At 62.6% G+C, this 17912-nt stretch carries 17 protein-coding genes; 11 read left to right on the forward strand and 6 right to left on the reverse strand.

The window, feature by feature from the left end; genetic code table 11:
* The first annotated feature begins 10 nt into the window (after positions 1-10).
* The 5 genes from JQ641_RS20360 to JQ641_RS20380 all read left to right on the forward strand — a co-directional run bounded on the left by JQ641_RS20360 (position 11) and on the right by JQ641_RS20380 (position 5011).
* A complete protein-coding gene (locus JQ641_RS20360) occupies positions 11-1096 on the forward strand; it encodes an ABC transporter ATP-binding protein (RefSeq protein WP_211997753.1) in 1086 nt (361 codons plus the stop codon).
* Positions 1096-1998 (forward strand): carbohydrate ABC transporter permease, encoded by a 903-nt coding sequence (locus JQ641_RS20365; RefSeq protein ID WP_192738501.1) that lies wholly within the window; start codon positions 1096-1098, stop codon positions 1996-1998. The genes JQ641_RS20360 and JQ641_RS20365 overlap by 1 nt, the downstream gene beginning before the upstream one ends.
* Positions 1998-2804, forward strand: coding sequence for a carbohydrate ABC transporter permease (locus tag JQ641_RS20370; RefSeq protein ID WP_211997754.1), 807 nt, complete (start codon positions 1998-2000; stop codon positions 2802-2804). Before JQ641_RS20365 ends, JQ641_RS20370 begins: the two co-directional genes overlap by 1 nt.
* A gap of 9 nt (positions 2805-2813) precedes the next feature.
* Positions 2814-3140: a DUF2160 domain-containing protein gene (locus JQ641_RS20375; protein WP_211997755.1), complete on the forward strand. Its 327-nt coding sequence runs from the start codon at positions 2814-2816 to the stop codon at positions 3138-3140.
* A gap of 74 nt (positions 3141-3214) precedes the next feature.
* On the forward strand, positions 3215-5011 hold the full coding sequence (locus tag JQ641_RS20380) for an ABC transporter substrate-binding protein (protein ID WP_211997756.1): 1797 nt from the start codon (positions 3215-3217) through the stop codon (positions 5009-5011).
* A gap of 184 nt (positions 5012-5195) precedes the next feature.
* Here the strand turns inward: JQ641_RS20380 and JQ641_RS20385 are convergent, their stop codons facing one another.
* The 4 genes from JQ641_RS20385 to JQ641_RS20400 all read right to left on the reverse strand — a co-directional run bounded on the left by JQ641_RS20385 (position 5196) and on the right by JQ641_RS20400 (position 9669).
* Positions 5196-6296, reverse strand: coding sequence for an alkene reductase (locus JQ641_RS20385; protein ID WP_211997757.1), 1101 nt, complete (start codon positions 6294-6296; stop codon positions 5196-5198).
* Positions 6297-6394: 98 nt separating this feature from the next.
* Complete coding sequence (locus JQ641_RS20390; RefSeq protein ID WP_211997758.1) at positions 6395-7255, reverse strand: SDR family NAD(P)-dependent oxidoreductase; 861 nt, start codon at positions 7253-7255, stop codon at positions 6395-6397.
* A 270-nt stretch (positions 7256-7525) separates the two neighbouring features.
* Entirely contained in the window at positions 7526-8029 is a 504-nt protein-coding gene (locus JQ641_RS20395; RefSeq protein ID WP_211997759.1) for a DUF1993 domain-containing protein, read from the reverse strand.
* 254 nt (positions 8030-8283) lie between these two features.
* On the reverse strand, positions 8284-9669 hold the full coding sequence (locus JQ641_RS20400) for a lytic murein transglycosylase (RefSeq protein ID WP_211997760.1): 1386 nt from the start codon (positions 9667-9669) through the stop codon (positions 8284-8286).
* A 281-nt stretch (positions 9670-9950) separates the two neighbouring features.
* Between JQ641_RS20400 and JQ641_RS20405 the strand changes: the two genes are divergently transcribed.
* The 4 genes from JQ641_RS20405 (at position 9951) to JQ641_RS20420 (ending at position 14623) form a co-directional block, all read left to right on the forward strand.
* Positions 9951-10820, forward strand: coding sequence for an FAD binding domain-containing protein (locus JQ641_RS20405; protein ID WP_211997761.1), 870 nt, complete (start codon positions 9951-9953; stop codon positions 10818-10820).
* A gap of 5 nt (positions 10821-10825) precedes the next feature.
* On the forward strand, positions 10826-11302 hold the full coding sequence (locus tag JQ641_RS20410) for a (2Fe-2S)-binding protein (RefSeq protein ID WP_211997762.1): 477 nt from the start codon (positions 10826-10828) through the stop codon (positions 11300-11302).
* Positions 11303-11319: 17 nt separating this feature from the next.
* A complete protein-coding gene (locus tag JQ641_RS20415) occupies positions 11320-13584 on the forward strand; it encodes a xanthine dehydrogenase family protein molybdopterin-binding subunit (protein ID WP_211997763.1) in 2265 nt (754 codons plus the stop codon).
* A 253-nt stretch (positions 13585-13837) separates the two neighbouring features.
* Entirely contained in the window at positions 13838-14623 is a 786-nt protein-coding gene (locus tag JQ641_RS20420; protein WP_211997764.1) for a 2-keto-4-pentenoate hydratase, read from the forward strand.
* 12 nt (positions 14624-14635) lie between these two features.
* Here JQ641_RS20420 and JQ641_RS20425 read toward each other — a convergent pair whose 3' ends face one another.
* Both JQ641_RS20425 and JQ641_RS20430 read right to left on the reverse strand, forming a co-directional pair.
* The gene (locus tag JQ641_RS20425) at positions 14636-15490 is read right to left on the reverse strand and encodes a hypothetical protein (RefSeq protein ID WP_211997765.1); all 855 of its coding nucleotides are present in this window, start codon (positions 15488-15490) and stop codon (positions 14636-14638) included.
* 36 nt (positions 15491-15526) lie between these two features.
* Positions 15527-16633 (reverse strand): acyltransferase family protein, encoded by a 1107-nt coding sequence (locus JQ641_RS20430; RefSeq protein ID WP_211997766.1) that lies wholly within the window; start codon positions 16631-16633, stop codon positions 15527-15529.
* 526 nt (positions 16634-17159) lie between these two features.
* On the opposite strand from JQ641_RS20430, the gene JQ641_RS20435 reads away from it, so the two are divergent.
* Positions 17160-17585, forward strand: coding sequence for a hypothetical protein (locus JQ641_RS20435; RefSeq protein WP_211997767.1), 426 nt, complete (start codon positions 17160-17162; stop codon positions 17583-17585).
* A 130-nt stretch (positions 17586-17715) separates the two neighbouring features.
* Entirely contained in the window at positions 17716-17859 is a 144-nt protein-coding gene (locus JQ641_RS20440; RefSeq protein ID WP_192738514.1) for a hypothetical protein, read from the forward strand.
* The last annotated feature ends 53 nt before the right edge of the window (positions 17860-17912 follow it).

The raw sequence follows: 17912 nt of genomic DNA on the forward strand, positions 1-17912 counted from the left end.
GAGATGCCGCATGGCCCGCATTGACCTCGTCGATCTTGCGCATTCCTACGGCGGCAATGACGCCGCGCCCGAATCATTTGCGCTGAAGCCGGTGACGATGACCTGGCGGCAGGGCGGCGCCTATGCGCTGCTCGGGCCGTCCGGCTGCGGCAAGACCACGCTGCTCAACCTGATTTCCGGGATCGTGACGCCGTCCCGCGGCCAGATACTGTTCGACGGCGCCGATATCACACCGCTGTCAACCCAGAAGCGCAATATCGCACAGGTGTTCCAGTTTCCGGTGATCTACGACACCATGACGGTCGGGCAGAACCTCGCATTTCCCTTGAAGAACCGCGGCGTCCCGAAAGCCGAAATCGACGCGCGCGTGAAGCAGATCGCCGACCTGCTCGACCTCACGCCGCATCTCGATCGCAAGGCAACGCGGCTGACCGCGGACGCCAAGCAGAAGATCTCGCTCGGCCGCGGCCTGGTGCGGTCAGACGTCGCCGCGATCCTGTTCGACGAACCGCTGACGGTGATCGATCCCGAATTGAAGTGGCAGTTGCGCTCCAAACTCAAGGCGCTGCATCGCGACCTCGATCTCACGATGATCTACGTCACCCATGACCAGACCGAGGCGCTGACCTTTGCCGACACGGTGGTCGTGATGCATGACGGCAGGGTGGTGCAGAGCGGCACGCCGGCCGAACTGTTCGACAAGCCCGCGCATACCTTCGTCGGCTACTTCATCGGCTCGCCCGGCATGAACATCGTGCCGGCCGAGGTGAGGGGCCGCGAGGCCCGGATCAGCGGCCACCCGATCGCGCTGAGCCGCAGCTATGACACGCTGCCGCCGGGCGCGAAGATCGAAGTCGGCGTGCGTCCGGAATTCGTCGACGTCGCCGCGCCCGCGCCGGGATTGCTGTCCGCCAATATCGAGCGCATCGACGATCTCGGCCGCGTCCGTTTCGCACGCGTGCGCATCGGCGACGCCAAGTTCGCTGCGCGCGTACCACCCGGGTTTTCAGTCTCCGGCGAAACCGCCGGACTGGTTTTCAATCCGTCGCATGTTCACGTCTATGCCGACAGCCGTCTGGTCGAGGGGACAGCCTGATGGACAAGACGATCAACCAAAAAGCCTGGTTCCTGGTGCTGCCGGTGTTTCTGGTGGTCGCGTTCTCCGCGATCCTGCCGCTGATGACGGTGGTGAACTATTCGATGCAGGACACCTTCGGCAACAACCAGTTCTTCTGGAACGGCGTCGGCTGGTTCAAGGAATTGCTCGATCCGTCGACCGATCTCGGTGGACGCTTCCTGGCGTCGCTCGGCCGCAACCTGCTGTTCTCGGCCATCATTCTCGCGATCGAGGTGCCGCTCGGGATCGTGGTCGCGCTGTCGATGCCGCGCGACGGCTGGAGCGTCGCCGCCTGCCTCGTGATCCTGGCGCTGCCGCTTCTGATTCCGTGGAACGTGGTCGGCACCATCTGGCAGATCTTCGGTCGGCCCGACATCGGCCTGCTCGGCTACACGCTGAACAGCCTCGGCATCAACTACAACTACGTCTCCAACGAGTTCGACGCCTGGGCCACCGTCATCGTGATGGATGTCTGGCACTGGACCAGCCTGGTCGCGCTGTTGTGCTACGCCGGACTGAAGTCGATCCCCGACGCCTATTACCAGGCGGCGCAGATCGACGGCGCCTCGCGCTGGGCGGTGTTCACGGCGATCCAGTTGCCGAAGATGAACCGCGTGCTGCTGATCGCGGTGCTGCTTCGCTTCATGGACAGTTTCATGATCTACACCGAACCGTTCGTGGTGACCGGCGGCGGTCCCGGCAATTCGACCACCTTCGTCTCGATCGAACTGGTCAAGATCGCGCTCGGCCAGTTCGACCTCGGCAAGGCCGCGGCGCTCTCGCTGGTCTACAACCTCATCATCCTAATCGTGTGCTGGGTGTTCTATACCGTGATGACAAACGCCGGGGCCGAACGCCCGGTCAAACAGGGAGCTGAATGATGCATTCGATTCCCGGACGCCGCGTCATTCTCATCACCTTCCTGATCTTCCTGCTGTTGCCGATCTACTGGCTCGTCAACATGAGCTTCAAGACCAATGCCGAGATCGTCAGCACGATGACGCTGTGGCCGCACCAGCCGACGCTGGAAAACTACAAGCGCATCTTCACCGACGAGAGCTGGTATTCCGGCTACATCAACTCGCTGACCTATGTCCTGATCAACACCGTAATCTCGATCGCGGTGGCGCTGCCGGCGGCTTACGGCTTTTCGCGCTACCGTTTTCTCGGCGACAAGCATCTGTTCTTCTGGCTGCTGTCGAACCGGATGGCGCCGGCGGCGGTCTACGCGCTGCCGTTCTTCAACCTCTATTCGGCGATCAATCTGTTCGATACGCCGTGGGCGGTGGCGCTCGCGCATTGCATCTTCAACGTCCCGCTCGCGGTCTGGATCCTCGAAGGTTTTGTCTCGGGCGTGCCACGCGAGATCGACGAGACGGCGTTCCTCGACGGTTATTCGTTCCCGCGCTTCTTCATCAAGATCCTGGTGCCCTTGATCGCGAGCGGCATCGGCGTCGCGGCGTTCTTCTGCTTCATGTTCTCCTGGGTCGAACTGCTGCTGGCGCGCACGCTGACGTCGGTGAACGCAAAACCGATCTCGGCGATCATGACCCGCACCGTCTCGGCGGCCGGCATGGATTGGGGCCTGCTGGCTGCGGCCGGCGTGCTCACCATCATCCCCGGTGCGCTGGTGATCTGGTTCGTCCGCAACTACATCGCGCGCGGTTTTGCGCTCGGACGGGTGTAGGGGGCATTCATGGAACACATTGCATGGATGGCCTGGACGCTTCCGACCGCGATCTTCTTCGTGATGCTGTCGCTGACGCTGGGTGTGATGACCTGGCTTGCGGCGGCGTATCCGGAGGCCGAGCGCGTCGGCGTGTTGCGGATTCCGACCACGCGCGGTGACCGGCTGTTCATCTCGCTGGTGCTCGCCGCGGTCATCCACCTGTTGTGGATCGCCTTTGTCGGCACGGATGCGATCGCGACGCTGCCGATCGGAGAGGGCGTTGAAATATCGAGCCTGTGGCTCGCTACCGTGATTTCGCTTGTTTCGGCCGTGGCGGTTTTCCGCACCGTCTGATGAAGCGAAAAAAGACAGATCCGGGATCAACCCGGGCCTGAAAATTGTTTGTCGCTGCAACCGGAGGACTCAACATGCGACGTTTTAGAGGAAGGAACGGCCCATTGACCAAGGAGAGCTTTCTGACGATGACCAGCGCGGCTGCGCTGATCGCAGCTTCCGTGACGATCGCCGCACCTGCCCGTGCGGACGATGCGGTCAATCAGCGCTGGATCGACAGCGAATTCCAGCCCTCGACGCTGTCGAAGGCCGACCAGCTGAAGGAACTGCAGTGGTTCGAAAAGGCCGCCCAGCCCTTCAAGGGGATGGAAATCAACGTGGTGTCGGAAACCATCACCACGCATGAATATGAATCCAAGACTCTGGCGAAGGCTTTCACCGAGATCACCGGCATCAAGCTCAAGCACGACTTGATCCAGGAAGGCGACGTGGTCGAAAAGCTGCAGACCCAGATGCAGTCCGGCAAGAACGTCTATGACGGCTGGATCAACGACTCCGATTTGATCGGCACCCACTTCCGCTACAACCAGACGGTCGTGCTGTCGGACTACATGACCGGCGAAGGCAAGGACGTCACCAATCCCAATCTCGACGTCAACGACTTCATCGGCAAGTCCTTCACGACGGGCCCCGACGGCAAGCTCTATCAGCTGCCCGTCCAGCAGTTCGCGAACCTCTATTGGTTCCGTTACGACTGGTTCTCCAATCCGGACTACAAGGCCAAGTTCAAGGCCAAATATGGCTACGATCTCGGTGTTCCCGTGAACTGGTCGGCCTATGAAGACATCGCCGAGTTCTTCACCAACGACATCAAGGAGATCAACGGCACCAAGGTCTATGGTCACATGGACTACGGCAAGAAGGATCCCTCGCTCGGCTGGCGGTTCACCGATGCCTGGCTGTCGATGGCCGGCAACGGCGACAAGGGCATCCCGAACGGCAAGCCGGTCGACGAATGGGGCATCCGCATGGAAGGCTGCCGTCCGGTGGGTTCATCCGTCGAGCGCGGCGGTGACACCAACGGTCCGGCGGCGGTCTATTCGATCGCCAAATATCTCGACTGGATGAAGAAGTATGCCCCGCCGCAGGCGCAAGGCATGACCTTCGGCGAAGCCGGACCGGTACCGGCGCAAGGCAACATCGCCCAGCAGATCTTCTGGTACACCGCCTTCACCGCCGACATGGTGAAGCCCGGTATTGCGGTCGTGAACGCCGACGGTTCGCCGAAGTGGCGTATGGCGCCGTCGCCGCACGGCTCGTACTGGAAGGAAGGCATGAAGCTCGGCTACCAGGACGCCGGTTCGGCGACGCTCCTGAAGTCGACCCCGGCGGACCGCCGCAAGGCGGCCTGGCTCTATCTGCAGTTCATCACTTCCAAGACGGTGAGCCTGAAGAAGAGCCATGTCGGTCTCACGTTCATTCGTGAATCCGACATCTGGGACAAGTCGTTCACCGAGCGTGCGCCGAAGCTCGGCGGCCTGATCGAGTTCTACCGCTCGCCCGCGCGCGTGCAGTGGACCCCGACCGGCAACAACGTGCCTGACTATCCGAAGCTCGCGCAATTGTGGTGGCAGAACATCGGCGATGCGTCGTCCGGTGCGAAGACGCCGCAAGCCGCGATGGACGCCCTGGCGGCAGCCCAGGACTCCGTGCTCGAGCGTCTGGAGAAATCCAACGTGCAGGGCGCCTGCGGACCGAAGCTGAACAAGAAGGAGACCGCGGAGTTCTGGTTCGCCAAGTCGGAGAAGGACGGCAACGTCGCTCCGCAGCGCAAGCTGGCGAACGAGAAGCCGAAGGGCGAAACCGTCGACTACGACACACTGGTGAAGTCGTGGCCGGCAACGCCGCCGAAGCGGGCGGAAGCGAAGTAAACTTCGCCATTGTGAGTGATGCAAAAACTAAAGGCCGGGAGCGATCCCGGCCTTTTTTCTTTGCTCCGTTGTCATCGTCCGCGAAGGCGGACGATCCAGTACGCCGCGGCTCCTCGGCTCAATCGCCAACGCCTGCGATTACTGGATGCCCCGCCTTCGCGGGGCATGACACTCCATTGCGTTCCTACTCCGCCGCCTGCTTCGCGCCGAGCGTCGGATAGTCCGTATAGCCCTTGGCGCCGCCGCCATAGAACGTCGCCTTGTCGAACGCGTTCAGCGGTGCACCCTTCTTCAGCCGCTCGACCAGGTCGGGGTTGGAGATGAACGGTTTTCCAAATGCGATCAGGTCGGCCGCGTTGGCATCGAGTTGCTTTGTCGCCAGATCGAAATCGTAGCCGTTGTTGGCGACGTAGGCCTGCTTGAAGCGCTTGCGTAAGCTACCGTAGTCGAACGGCGCGACGTCGCGCGGGCCGCCGGTTGCGCCCTCGACGACGTGGATGTAGGTCAGCTTCAGCGCGTTGAGCCCGTCGACGATGTAATCGTACAGCGGCTGCGGATTGCTGTCGGATACATCATTGGCCGGCGTCACCGGCGAGATGCGGATGCCGGTACGCTCAGCGCCTGCGACCGCGGCCACGGCCTTGGAGATTTCAAGCATCAGCCGCGCGCGGTTCTCGATTCCGCCGCCATAGGCATCGGTGCGCTTGTTGGTGCCGTCCTTGGCGAATTGCTCAAGCAGATAGCCGTTGGCGCCGTGGATTTCGATGCCGTCGAAACCGGCGGCGAGCGCATTCTCGGTGCCGCGCTTGAAGTCTTCGATGATCCCTGGAATTTCCGACAGCTCGAGCTCGCGCGGTTCGGAGATGTCGGCGAAGGTGCCGTTGACAAAGGTCTTGCCCTTGGCGCGGATCGCTGATGGCGCCACCGGCTTGCCGCCGCCGGGCTGCAATGAATCATGCGAGATGCGGCCGACATGCCAGATCTGGATGAAGATGCGTCCGCCGTTTTCATGCACGCGGTCGGTGACCTTGCGCCAGCCCGCGACCTGCTCCTTGGAATAGATGCCGGGCGTGTCCTGATAACCCTGGCCCTGCTGCGAGATCTGGCTGGCCTCGGTGATCAGCAATCCCGCGGAAGCGCGCTGGCCGTAATAGTCGATGGCAAGCTCGCTCGGCACAAAGCTGCCAGGCACCGCGCGGTTGCGGGTCAGCGGCGCCATGACGAGGCGGTTCGGCAGCGTGATTCCACCAAGCTTGTAGGGCTCGAATAGTTTGGTCTGGCTCATGAAGGGATTTCCGATGGATGGATGATAGGGAAGAGTTGGGCATTACGGCGGATTGCGCAATGCCCAAAGGTACTCGGAAGCCATTCGGTTGCTGCGGGCTAGGCCCGCACAATTCCGGCCATGTGGCCGGCGTCGAGGAACAGGGTGTGGGCGTTGACGTAGGATGATTCATTCGAAATCAGGAACAGCGCAGCATAGGCGACCTCCCAGCCGGTGCCCTGGCGGCCGAACGGCACCGTCAGCGCGCGGTCGGCGCGCCTGCGGCTGGCATCGCGGCCCATCGGGGAATCGATGAAGCCCGGCGCGATCACATTGCAGCGAATGCCCTTTTCCTCGCCGGCCCGCGCGATGGCGCGGCCGAGCGCGATCTGGGCGGCCTTGGAGGATTCATAGGCCGGGTTGCGGCCATTGGCGCGCTGGCTCGCCATCGACGAGGTCAGCGTGATCGCGCCGCCGGGCGACATCATTTCGAGTGCCGCTTGCGCGAACAGCATGTGGCTGCGCACGTTGACGGCGTAATCCTTGTCCCAGGCTTCCGCCGTCATCTTCGGCAGCGACAGCCCGCAGGAAATGCCGACGTTCAGCGCGAGACCATCGAGGCCGCCGAGTTGTTTGGCGCAGCGCGCGATCGCAGGGCCAATCGCTGATGCGTCGGAGACGTCGACCACGTCGGTGAAGGCCTTGCCACCTTCGCTGGTGATCTGCTTGACCGTATCGTCGGCGGCTTCCTTGTTGATGTCGATGCAGGCCACATGCGCGCCCTCGCGCGCGAAGAGTACCGACATCGCGCGGCCATTACCGATCGGCGGTTCCTCGTCGACGATGTTGCGCTGGCCGGCCCCGACCACGATGATGCGGCGCCCTTCCAGCCGGCCGCGACCTTTCGCGAGCCCGAGCGTCTCCGCGTGAAGCGAAGCGGCGGGATCGAGTTGCTTTGGTGCTTGCGTGGTGGTGGACATCGGCAGTCTCCCTGATTGTTTTTTTATTGTTTATTCCGTCATTGCGAGCGCAAGCGAAGCAATCCATGCCGATCCCGTCAAGATAGATGGATTGCTTCGTCGCTTCGCTCCTCGCAATGACGGGGAGATAACTAACCCCTCATCCTGAGGAGCGGCCGCTTGGCCGCGTCTCGAAGGATGTAGGCCCGTCTGTGGCCTCATGGTTCGCCCGGCGATGCGAAGCATCGTCCGGAGACGGCGCTGCGCGCCTCCTCACCATGAGGTGAGGCATCAATTCGCGCCCATGTAATCGCGCTTGCCGACCTCGACGCCATTATGGCGCAGGATGCCGTGGGCGATGGCGGCATGGAAATAGAATTGGGGGAGAGAGAAGTTCGAGATGAACTGCTGGCCCTTCAGCGTCATGGTCTTGTCCGGCCCCATCGGAAAGGTGACGTCTTTGGTGTCGGCGCCCTCGAACTGCTCTGATTTGAACGACTTGACGTAGTCGATGGTTTTCGCGAGCCGCTGGCGCAATTCCTCAAAGGTCTTTTCGGTATCGGGTGTCGACGGCACTTCGCTGTGGGTGACGCGGGCACAGCCCCTGACCGCAAAATCGGTGGCGAGCTGGATCTGCTTCGAGAGCGGCAGCATGTCCGGATAGAGGCGCGAACCTAACAGCACCTCGGGCTGGATCTTCTTTGCCTCGCAATGCGCTTCTGCCTTGGTGAGCAAGCCGGAGAGGCTACCTAGAATTTGCAGATAGGCCGGAACGGTGGCGTCGTAAAAGGACATGTGATGCTCTTTTCGTGTTGTGGAATTTTATGGCATGCAGAGACTGCGTGCTGCAGGTGGGGCGGGGGAGAGGAGATTGCAACGCCGGGAAGGGGTGCGATGTAGTCAAATATTTTCTGATCGCTGCCTGTACATCTCTGTGCCCCTCATCCTGAGGAGCGGCCCCTTGGCCGCGTCTCGAAGGATGCAGGCCCGCCTGTGGCCTCATGGTTCGAGACGCGCGAAGACGCGCTCCTCACCATGAGGGGTTCGCATCACCGTCCCTGCGGCATCACCGCGGCCGCCGGCTCGGCGCGCGTGCCGCGCATCCGCGCCAATAACTCCGCGGTCGGCCAGGAATCCGCCGGCAGGCCGTATTTGATCTGCATCGTCTTCACGGCGGTGCGGCTGAGCTGTCCCATGATGCCGTCGACCTTGCCGACGTTGAAACCGGCGCGCACCAACAGTTGCTGCAATTCCTTGAGCTCGTTGAGCGGCAGTTGCGCCACCGGCGCGCTGGGCTGGCGCATCGGTGCGGCACCCGCGATGCGGGCCGCGAGATAGCCCGCGGTGGTCGAATAGATCAGCGAGTTGTTCCATTCGGTGTAGGCGGCGAAATTCGCGTAGGCCAGGAACGCCGGACCGGTGCGGCCCATCGGCAGCAGCATCGACGCCGGCAGATCGTCGTTCGGCAACGGCTTGCTGTCGGCAAAGGTGACGCCGAGCTGCGCCCATTTCGAGCGCGGCAGTTTGATCGTCAGATCGGCCTGATCCCAGGGCAGGTTCTGCGGCGCGCGCACTTCCTGCAGCCACGGCTCGCCGCGCCGCCATTTCAAACCGTTGGCGATGTAGTTCGCGGTCGAGCCGATCACGTCGGGCGCGCTGCTCAGGAGATTGCGATGGCCGTCGCCGTCGTAATCGACCGCATAGTTGAAATAATGCGTCGGCAAAAACTGCGTCTGCCCGAGTTCGCCGGCCCACGACCCAATCATCTCGCTTGCCGTGAGGTCGCCGCGATCGACGATCTTCAGCGCGGCGATGGTTTCCTTCTGGAACATCTCCGAGCGGCGGCAGTCATACGCCAGCGACACCAGCGAGGGGAGCGTATGCAGCTTGCCGAGCTCGGCGCCAAAACTGCTCTCCAGCCCCCAGAACGCGGCGATCACGGCCGGCGGCACGCCGTACTCCTTCTCGGCGCGATTGAACGCGGCCTGATGCATCCGGATTCGCGCCTGCGCATTTTTCGCCGCGCCGTCGGAGGCTCGGTTTCTGGAAAACTCGGTGAACACCTGGCCGAACACGCGCTGGCCGCGGTCGCGGTTGACGATGCTCTGGTCGTAGACGAGGTAGGGGGCGGCTTCCGCCATCGCGCGCTGCGAGACGCCTTCCGCCACCGCCTTCTGCTTCAGCTCAGTGAGGAAGCGATCGAAACTCATGCCGTTGTGGCACGCCGCACCGCCGCGCGGAGCCGCGGCGACGGGTCGCGCGGCCGGCTGCTGGCCCGGCACCGCAGCGGGCCTGGGCTGGGGCGCAACGGCAGGTCTGGCGGGAGCGGGCCGCACGGGAGCCGGGGCTGGTTGGGACAAGGCCTGCTGCGGTCCGGAGAGGATCGCCAGCAGGACTGCGCCAGGAAGGAAATGGGTCGTTGAAAAATTTCGCATGCAGTTTCCGAGCAAACGGCGAAAGGTGCTGTTCACCCTCCAGGGGAGGGCATGGACAGATGGGCGGGTAGACGAGGCCACGTGGCGGGCGCTGGCGTCAAGGATATCCGTGCTTCCGACGATGTGAGAACAAGCCCGCTTCCTGCATAGGAGCCTGCCGCCAGAACCGCAGCCCGGAGGCTGTTCCAACCCGCATCGCCCGTGTAGGCTGGTGCAACTGCCGGCCAAAAAGGCCGACGTCCATATGGGGCGGGCAGAATAAGGGGAGATGACGGACAACCATGACGGAACTCCGATATTTGGCGCCCAATTCGCTTGATGAAGCGATCAAGGCGTTCGCCGCGGCCGGAAGTGCAGGGCGCATCCTAGCCGGCGGTACCGATCTTCTGGTGCAAATGCGCGCCGGCGTCGTGAAACCGGGCCTGATCGTCGACATCAAGAAAATCGCCGAGATGACGGAAATCGAGCAAACCGCCGATGGCGGGTTTCGCGTCGGCGCCGCCGTTTCCGGCATGGCGCTGCATGATCATGCCAGTTTCGGCAAGGTCTGGCCCGGCGTGCTGGAGGCCGTCAACCTGATCGGCTCCAAGCAGGTCCAGGGGCGGGCGTCCGCTGGCGGCAATCTCTGCAACGGCTCGCCGGCCGGCGACAGCGTGCCGGCCATGGTCGCGGCTGGCGCCATCGTCACGGTGCAAGGGCCGGATGGCCGCCGCGAAATGCCGGTGGAACAGGTGCCGGCCGGTCCCGGCCGCACCAATTTCAAGCCCGGCGAAATCCTCGTCAGCTTCACGCTGCCGCCGCGGCCGAAAGGCTCGAGCGACGCGTATCTGCGCATGATCCCCCGCACTGAAATGGACATCGCCGTGGTTGGCCTCGGCGTCAGCCTGACGCTGAAGGACGGCGTCTGCACCGCCGCCCGCGTCGGCCTCGGCGCGGTGGCGCCGACCGTGCTGCTGGTCGAAGCGGCCGCCAAAGCCCTGATCGGCAGCAAGCTCGACGAAGCCGCGCTCAATGCGGCAGCCGCCGCCTGTTCCGCCGCCTGCCGTCCGATCGACGACAAGCGCGGCACGATCGCTTACCGCACCAAAGTGGCCGGTGTGCTGCTCAAGCGCACCACCGCGATTGCCGCCCAACGCGCCAAAGGGAATTAAGCTTCATGGCCAAGGTCCACGTGTCAACCACCATCAACGGCGAACCATCAGAGTTCCTCTGCGAGCCGAACGACACCATGCTCGATGCGCTGCGCGGGCCGCTCGGGCTCACCGGCTCCAAGGAGGGCTGCGCCTCCGGCGATTGCGGCGCGTGCAGCATCACGGTCGATGACAACCTCATCTGTTCCTGCCTGATGCTCGCGGTCGAATCCGAAGGCCACGAGCTCCGCACCATCGAAGGCATGGCCCAGGGCGAAAAACTGCATCCGCTGCAGCAGAAGTTTCTGGAAATGGCCGCGCTTCAGTGCGGCATCTGCACCTCGGGCATGCTGGTGGCATCGGATGCGCTGCTGAAGCGGAATCCGAAGCCGAGCGAGGAAGAAGTTCGCTTCTGGCTCGCCGGCAATCTGTGCCGGTGCACCGGTTATGACAAGATCGTTCGCGCTGTCATGGACACCGCGGCCGAAATGCGCGCCCAATAACAGCCGGAGCCAGCAACATGACCGTCGTCACCAACAACAAGTGGATCGGCCAGCGCACCATTCGTCCTGATGGTATGGACAAGGTGACCGGCCGCGCGCAGTTCGCCGCCGACACCAATATGCCCGGCATGATCTGGGGCAAGGTGTTGCGCAGCCCGCACGCGCATGCGCGCATCAAATCGATCAACACGGCGAAGGCGGAAGCGCTGCCCGGCGTCAAGGCCGTCGTCACCGCGCGCGACATCGTCGATTTCCCGATCGAGAAGGGCGCCGTCATGCTCGGCATCCAGGACATGCGCTGGATGTGCCGCAACGTGATGGCGCGCGAAAAGGCGCTGTTTCCCGGGCACCCCATTGCGGCCGTTGCCGCTACATCAGAAGCGATCGCGGCGGAAGCCTGCAACCTGATCGAGGTCGACTACGAAGTGCTGCCCTTCGCGATCGAGATCGAGGACGCGATCAAATCCGACGCGCCGATCCTGCACGAGTTCAACAAGTTCGAAGGCAAGCCCTCCAACATCGCCGGCCGGATCGAGCACAAGAAGGGCGATCTCGCCGAAGGCTTCAAGAAGGCCGACATCGTCATCGAGCGCAGCTTCACGACGCGCCCGGTGCATCAGGGCTATATCGAGCCGCATGCCTGTCTGATCAGCGTCGCGCCCGATGGCAAGACCACGATCTGGAGCTCCAGCCAGGGCCAGTTCATGGTCCGCGCGATGACGGCCCATCTCACCGGCATCCCGCAGAGCGACATCCGCGCCATCCCCGCCGAGATCGGCGGCGGTTTTGGCGGCAAGACCATCGTCTATCTCGAGCCGCTGGCGACGCTGCTGGCGAAAAAGTCCGGCCGTCCGGTGAAGATGGTGATGACGCGCGAGGAAGTGATGCGCGCGACCGGGCCGACGTCAGGCTCGAAGAGCACGGTGAAGATCGGCGCCACCAAGGACGGCAAGATCGTCGCCGCGCACGGCACCTTCTATCTGCAGGCTGGCGCGCTGCCGGGCTCGCCGATCCGCGGCGCCGTCGGCTGCAGCTTCACACCCTACGACATTCCGAACCTGCTGTCGGAAGGTTATGACGTCTGCTCCAACCGCTCGAAAGTGGCGGCCTATCGCGCGCCGGGCGCGCCGATCGGCGCCTATGCGGTGGAATGCGTGCTCGACGAAGTCGCCGAGGTGCTGAAGATGGACCCGCTCGACTTCCGCCTGAAGAACGCCGCCAAGGAAGGAACGAAAGCCGCGCACGGCCCGACCTTCCCGCGCATCGGCTACATCGAGACGGTGGAAGCGGCAAAGGCGTCGGATCACTACAAGGCGCCGCTCGGAAAACTTCAAGGACGCGGCGTCGCCTCCGGCTTCTGGTTCAACGCCGGCGGCGAATCCTCCGCGCAGGTCAACATCACCGAGGACGGCAACGTCGTCGTCACCACGGGCCATCCCGATATCGGCGGCTCGCGCGCCGGCATCGCCAACATCTGCGCCGAACTGCTCGGCATCGACTATCGCCGCGTCTCCGTCATCATCGGCGATACCCAAACCATCGGCTTCTCGAATCTCACCGGCGGCAGCCGCGTGCTGTTCGCCTCCTCGATCGTGGTGACGCAGTCGACCGAACAGATCATCAAGACCTTGCGCGAGCGTGCTGCAAAAATCTGGGAGATCGATCCCGAGGCGGTGAAGTGGGAAGACGGCGCGGCGCATCCCGTGAGCCCGAATGCCGGCCAGTTTCCGCCGCTGACGCTAAAAGATCTCGCCGAGAAAGCGCCCGCGATGGGCGGCCCGATCGGCGCCGGCGTGCAGCTCAACACCACGGGCGCGGACGGCGGCTTCGGCACGCATATCTGCGACGTCGAGGTCGACGTCGATCTCGGCATCGCGCGGGTGACCCGCTACACCGCCGTGCAGGATGTCGGCCGCGCCATCCACCCCGGCTATGTCGAGGGCCAGCTGCAGGGCGGCGTCGCGCAAGGCATCGGCTGGGCGCTGAATGAGGAATACATCTACACCAAGGAGGGCAAGGTCGATAATCCCGGCTTCCTCGACTATCGCATGCCTGTTTGTTCGGACCTGCCGATGATCGACTGCATCATGGTCGAGGTGCCCAACCCGAAACACCCGCAAGGCGTCAAGGGCGTTGGCGAAGTGCCGCTGGTCCCCGTGATGGCCGCGGTGGCGAATGCGATCTACAACGCGCTCGGCAAACGCTTTTACGCCCTGCCGATGTCGCCGCCGAAGGTGCTGGAAGTGATCGATGCGCCGGAGACGCGGCAGGCGGCGGAGTAAGCCAGCGTCGTTGTTTAGCTTCGTAGGGCGGGTTAGCGTAAGCGTAACCCGCCTTTTCGTTGCGCCAACGCGGCGGGTTACGCCTTCGGCTAACCCGCCCTACGCACTGCGTAGGGTGGGTGGAGCGACTTGTCCGCCGTAGCTCAAAGAGCGAAGGCGGAAGCGATACCCACCAGTTGTTCCGATGAATGAAGTGGTGGGTTACGCTTCGCTAACCCACCCTACGAACAAGAAAACAACAGGGGAGACCACCATGGATGACGCATCAGCCCGGCGCGCGGCGCAATCGCTGCTTGCGGCACACAAGGCCAATTTGCAGTTTACCTCGCTTGCTCCGCCGGACAAACCCGCCACGATCTCGGACGCCTATGACATTCAGGACAGCTATGTCGCGCTGCTTCGCGGTGAACACGGCGACACCGTGGGCTACAAGGTCGGGCTGACGTCGGCGACGATGCAGAAGTTCTGCGGGATCGACCACCCCATCGCCGGCGTGGTGCTCGCAAGCCGCGTGCATCGATCCGGCGCGACCATCCGCCGTGCGGATTTCGGGCGGCTCGGCCTCGAGTTCGAAATCGCCGTTCGCATCAAATCCGATGTGCCGGTCGCGGCGGCGCCGGTGAGCGCTGAAATGATTGCCCCGCATGTCGGCGGCGTCTGCGCTGCCATCGAAATGGTGGATGACCGCAACGCCGATTACGGCAATCTCGATGTGCTTTCGCTGGTGTCGGATAATTCCTGGAACGGCGGCATCGTCCTGTCGGAATTCGCGGCGAAATGGCCCGACCTGGAGTCCGCTCTGGGCCGGGCGGCAAAGGACGGCGTCATGTTCGGCGAGGGTTACGGCCGCGATATTCTCGGCCATCCCTTCAATTCCGTCGCCTGGCTCGCCACGCAACTCAATGCGCGTGGAGTGGGCTTGAAGGCGGGGCAGGTTGTGATGACCGGCAGCGTCATGAAGACAGTGTTTCCGGATAGCGGCGCCCTCTATCGATTTGCGTTCGACGGCCTTGGCGCTGTCGAGGTGAGCGTGCGTTAGCACTGCTGCGTCCTACGGCCTAGGGTCGATCCTCGCGGCGGTGATGTCGTCGCGCGAGACGGTTACCTTGTCCACGAATTCCGCCGTGGCGCGCGCGATGGCACGCCATTCCGGAAGCTTCTGTTTGCGGAAACTCACATTGAATGACCAACCATCCCGGTTCAGGCCCATTGTGCAATCGAGTGCCTGCACAGGGCAGGAGAGGGACGGATATGTCTTGTCGGGGCCGAAATACCTGATCGCGACGTCGTGAGCCATGCCGAGCGAGGTCTGCTGATAGCGGCATGCCTTGAAGTTGTCGAAGTCAAGTTCGGGCGTTCTGGTCGCGCTTCGCACAGGGGTTTCGTCTTCGCAGTCGCCGGTTCGCACCGGCTGCCATGGCGGCCCGTAGGTTGGTGTCCCGATCCCAATGAATAGCTGGTCATCCCGGATTTCCCTCGGCGACAAGTCAGCGTATTGCAGACAATCGCCTTGTGGCGGGACATCGCCCACACCGGGTTTGTCCTGCATTCTTCGCAGTTCGGCGTTGACCGGCGCGGCCCATACCATCTGCGGGTACTGCACCGTCTCGTAAAGTCGGGTCGTGATTTCGGGGCGGTCGGGCGCCTTGAATAGTCTTTCTCTTGCTGGAACACGGATCCGCCAAAACAGGTTCTTGACCTGCTGAAACCAGCTCTTGTCGGTGCTGTAGCGTGGAATGTTGACGGTGACGGTTGGGGTGAAGCCGATCGTTACCTCCATCTCCGGCAATGCGCGGGCGATGCAAATATGCAGCCGGTCAGTATCCTCCGATAGCGCCGGCACTGGTCCGAGCAGGAACAGCAAGCTGGCACCGATCAGCAGATGGCGATGCGGAATCTGTCGCAACGACTGTCTCCATAAGCTTGATCCCGCCCTTGCTCGCTACGTCGTCGTGGCGACAACTGCGGTCTGTGGCACTTGCTCGCCGCCCACGGATGCGGGCTTGGTCGCGGCGTTGTGCTGATCTCCTCCGAGACTGCGGCGATAGCGTTGCAGTGGCTGTTCAACAGCCAGGTAGCTGACCGTGGCCATGGCGATCGAAAAACCGAGGACGATCGGACCGGTCACGTACCAGGGAAACAACTCCCTGAAGTAGATGGCTGCCGGATAATGCCACAGATACATGCCGTAAGAGATGAGGCCGATGCCAACCAGCGGGGGTGCGGACAACACCAGACTGACCCTCGATTCTCTTGTCGAGGCCGAGATCAGCAAACCTGCGGCGGCGACATGGGCAACGTTGGTCATGATCACCAACGACCAGGGCGCGCGCCAGAAGCCGATCGAGAGGCAGACGGTGAGTGCTGCCCAGGCGACGACGCCCGCGACATTGGCTGCTCTTTCCGAGATCAGGTCCTTGTGCCGCAGGGCTGTCGCCAGCAGCGCGCCACAAATCAGGCCGTCGATCCGCGTATCAAAGCGATAATACGTCGCGTCCCATCCCTGGGTTTCATAAATGTATATGCGCCATGCGCTGGCGAGCAAATAGAGGCCGAAGAGAACGACCAGACGCCCGCGAGGCCCGATGCGCGCCAGCAGCAGAACTGCGAACGGCCAGATCAGGTAAAAGTGCTCCTCGACCGAGAGCGACCATGTGTGAATCAGCACTTTCGGATTGTGCCAGAAGGCCTGCGAATAATCGGTCAGATAAAATGCCACCAGCGCGGCGTCGCGCACATGCGACATGAGGTCGAGCTGCGGCCAGAGCAGCGGGGCAATCAGCAGGTACACCGCCAGAAACAGTAGCAGCGGCGGGGTGAGACGGAGCAACCGGCGCAGATAGAATTTCCACAGGTCGATCCGTCCCGTCACGCCAACTTCGTCCACGAGAAGCCGCGTAATCAGAAAGCCGCTCAGAACGAAAAACAGATCGACGCCAAAATAACCCTGGTCGAATACCGTAACGTCGCAATGATCTGCGATGACCAGAAGCACTGCGACCGCCCGCAATCCATCCAATGCTGGATTGTATGGAAACGGCAGTGCCAACAAAGCCCCCTTGTGCGGCGCAGCCGCGACGGTTGTTGTAACTGAACCGCCGCAGCCATGGGTTCTTTCCGGGACCCTGGCAGTTCTATAAGGGAAAATACTGAGGAAAGTTTACGCACTCCTTAACTTCACAACCTAAACTTGCTAACCTCTCTTGCCGGATTCGTTATGTATTGCACGCTACAGCGCTATTTTCGGCGGTCGATCCCTGCGGTGATGTCGTCACGCGTGACGGTTGTGTTGTTCAGGAAAGGAAGCCGCGGCATTTGCGAAGGCTTCTGTTAACGGTAACTCACGTGAACATCTGAAGCGGCCGGGAAGGCCGTGCGTCGTGACCGGCGATCGCCTTTCGCGCGCGCGGATCGGCACGTGCATTCAGCTTGCAAATCAGTTCATGCTCGCGATTACAATTTTCGTCTCGCGTTTTCTGGATCGTTAACTACCGCGCGACGCCTTTGTAGCGGTTCGATGCGCCAACCCTTAGTTGGTACCGATTGTTAGTTCTCCTCATGCGAGAGTTTTTTTCATGCGCAGAGACGGCCAATATGCGGTTTGGTACAAGACCTCGCGTGGCGAAGGCACCGGCATCGTGCACCTGGCAGATGGTGTTATATCGGGCGGGGACTGCTGCTTCACCTATAGCGGCTCCTACCAGGTCGATAACGACAATTTCACCGCGGTGTTGACGACCACGCGGCATACGGCAGGTCCGCCCACGCTGTTCGGCCTCGACGTGGTCGACGTAGAGCTTGCGGGGAGATTCAAGGGCAGGCTGGCGTCGTGCTCGGGAACGGCCAAGCAGGCGCCGGGCCTGCCGTTCGAGGCTACGCTGATCCCCCGCGAAGAACAGTCGCCTGAACCCGATCGAAGCCGCGCAGGAAAATTGCCTGATGGCTTCGGTGCCAGGCGCCCGGTCCGCAATCCCGGTGTGCGTGGATTGTCCAGGGGCTGATCGCGTCCGAGCAGAATTGGAATTATTTAAGGCGGCTTCCGGGCGCGCGCGAAACGGCGCGCCGCACAAACGCGCCAATTTCGCATGAGAAGGACATGCCGCGCGGAATGGCACCCAGGGAGGTTTGCCCATGTCTGAAGTGATACCGTTCCCACCCAAGCCCCAGCCGAAATCGATCGCGGACGAAACCGCTGAATTCCTGCAACTGCTGGAGCGGATCAGGTCTTCGTCGGATAAGGTCGAGACAAAGGAATTGCAGACAACAGAGGACTAGGCGGACGGGGCCCTCGTGATACGCGGGGGCCCTTTTTTGCATGGCAGCCCGGG

The sequence above is a fragment of the Bradyrhizobium sp. JYMT SZCCT0180 genome (assembly GCF_018130165.1).
Lineage (GTDB): Bacteria > Pseudomonadota > Alphaproteobacteria > Rhizobiales > Xanthobacteraceae > Bradyrhizobium.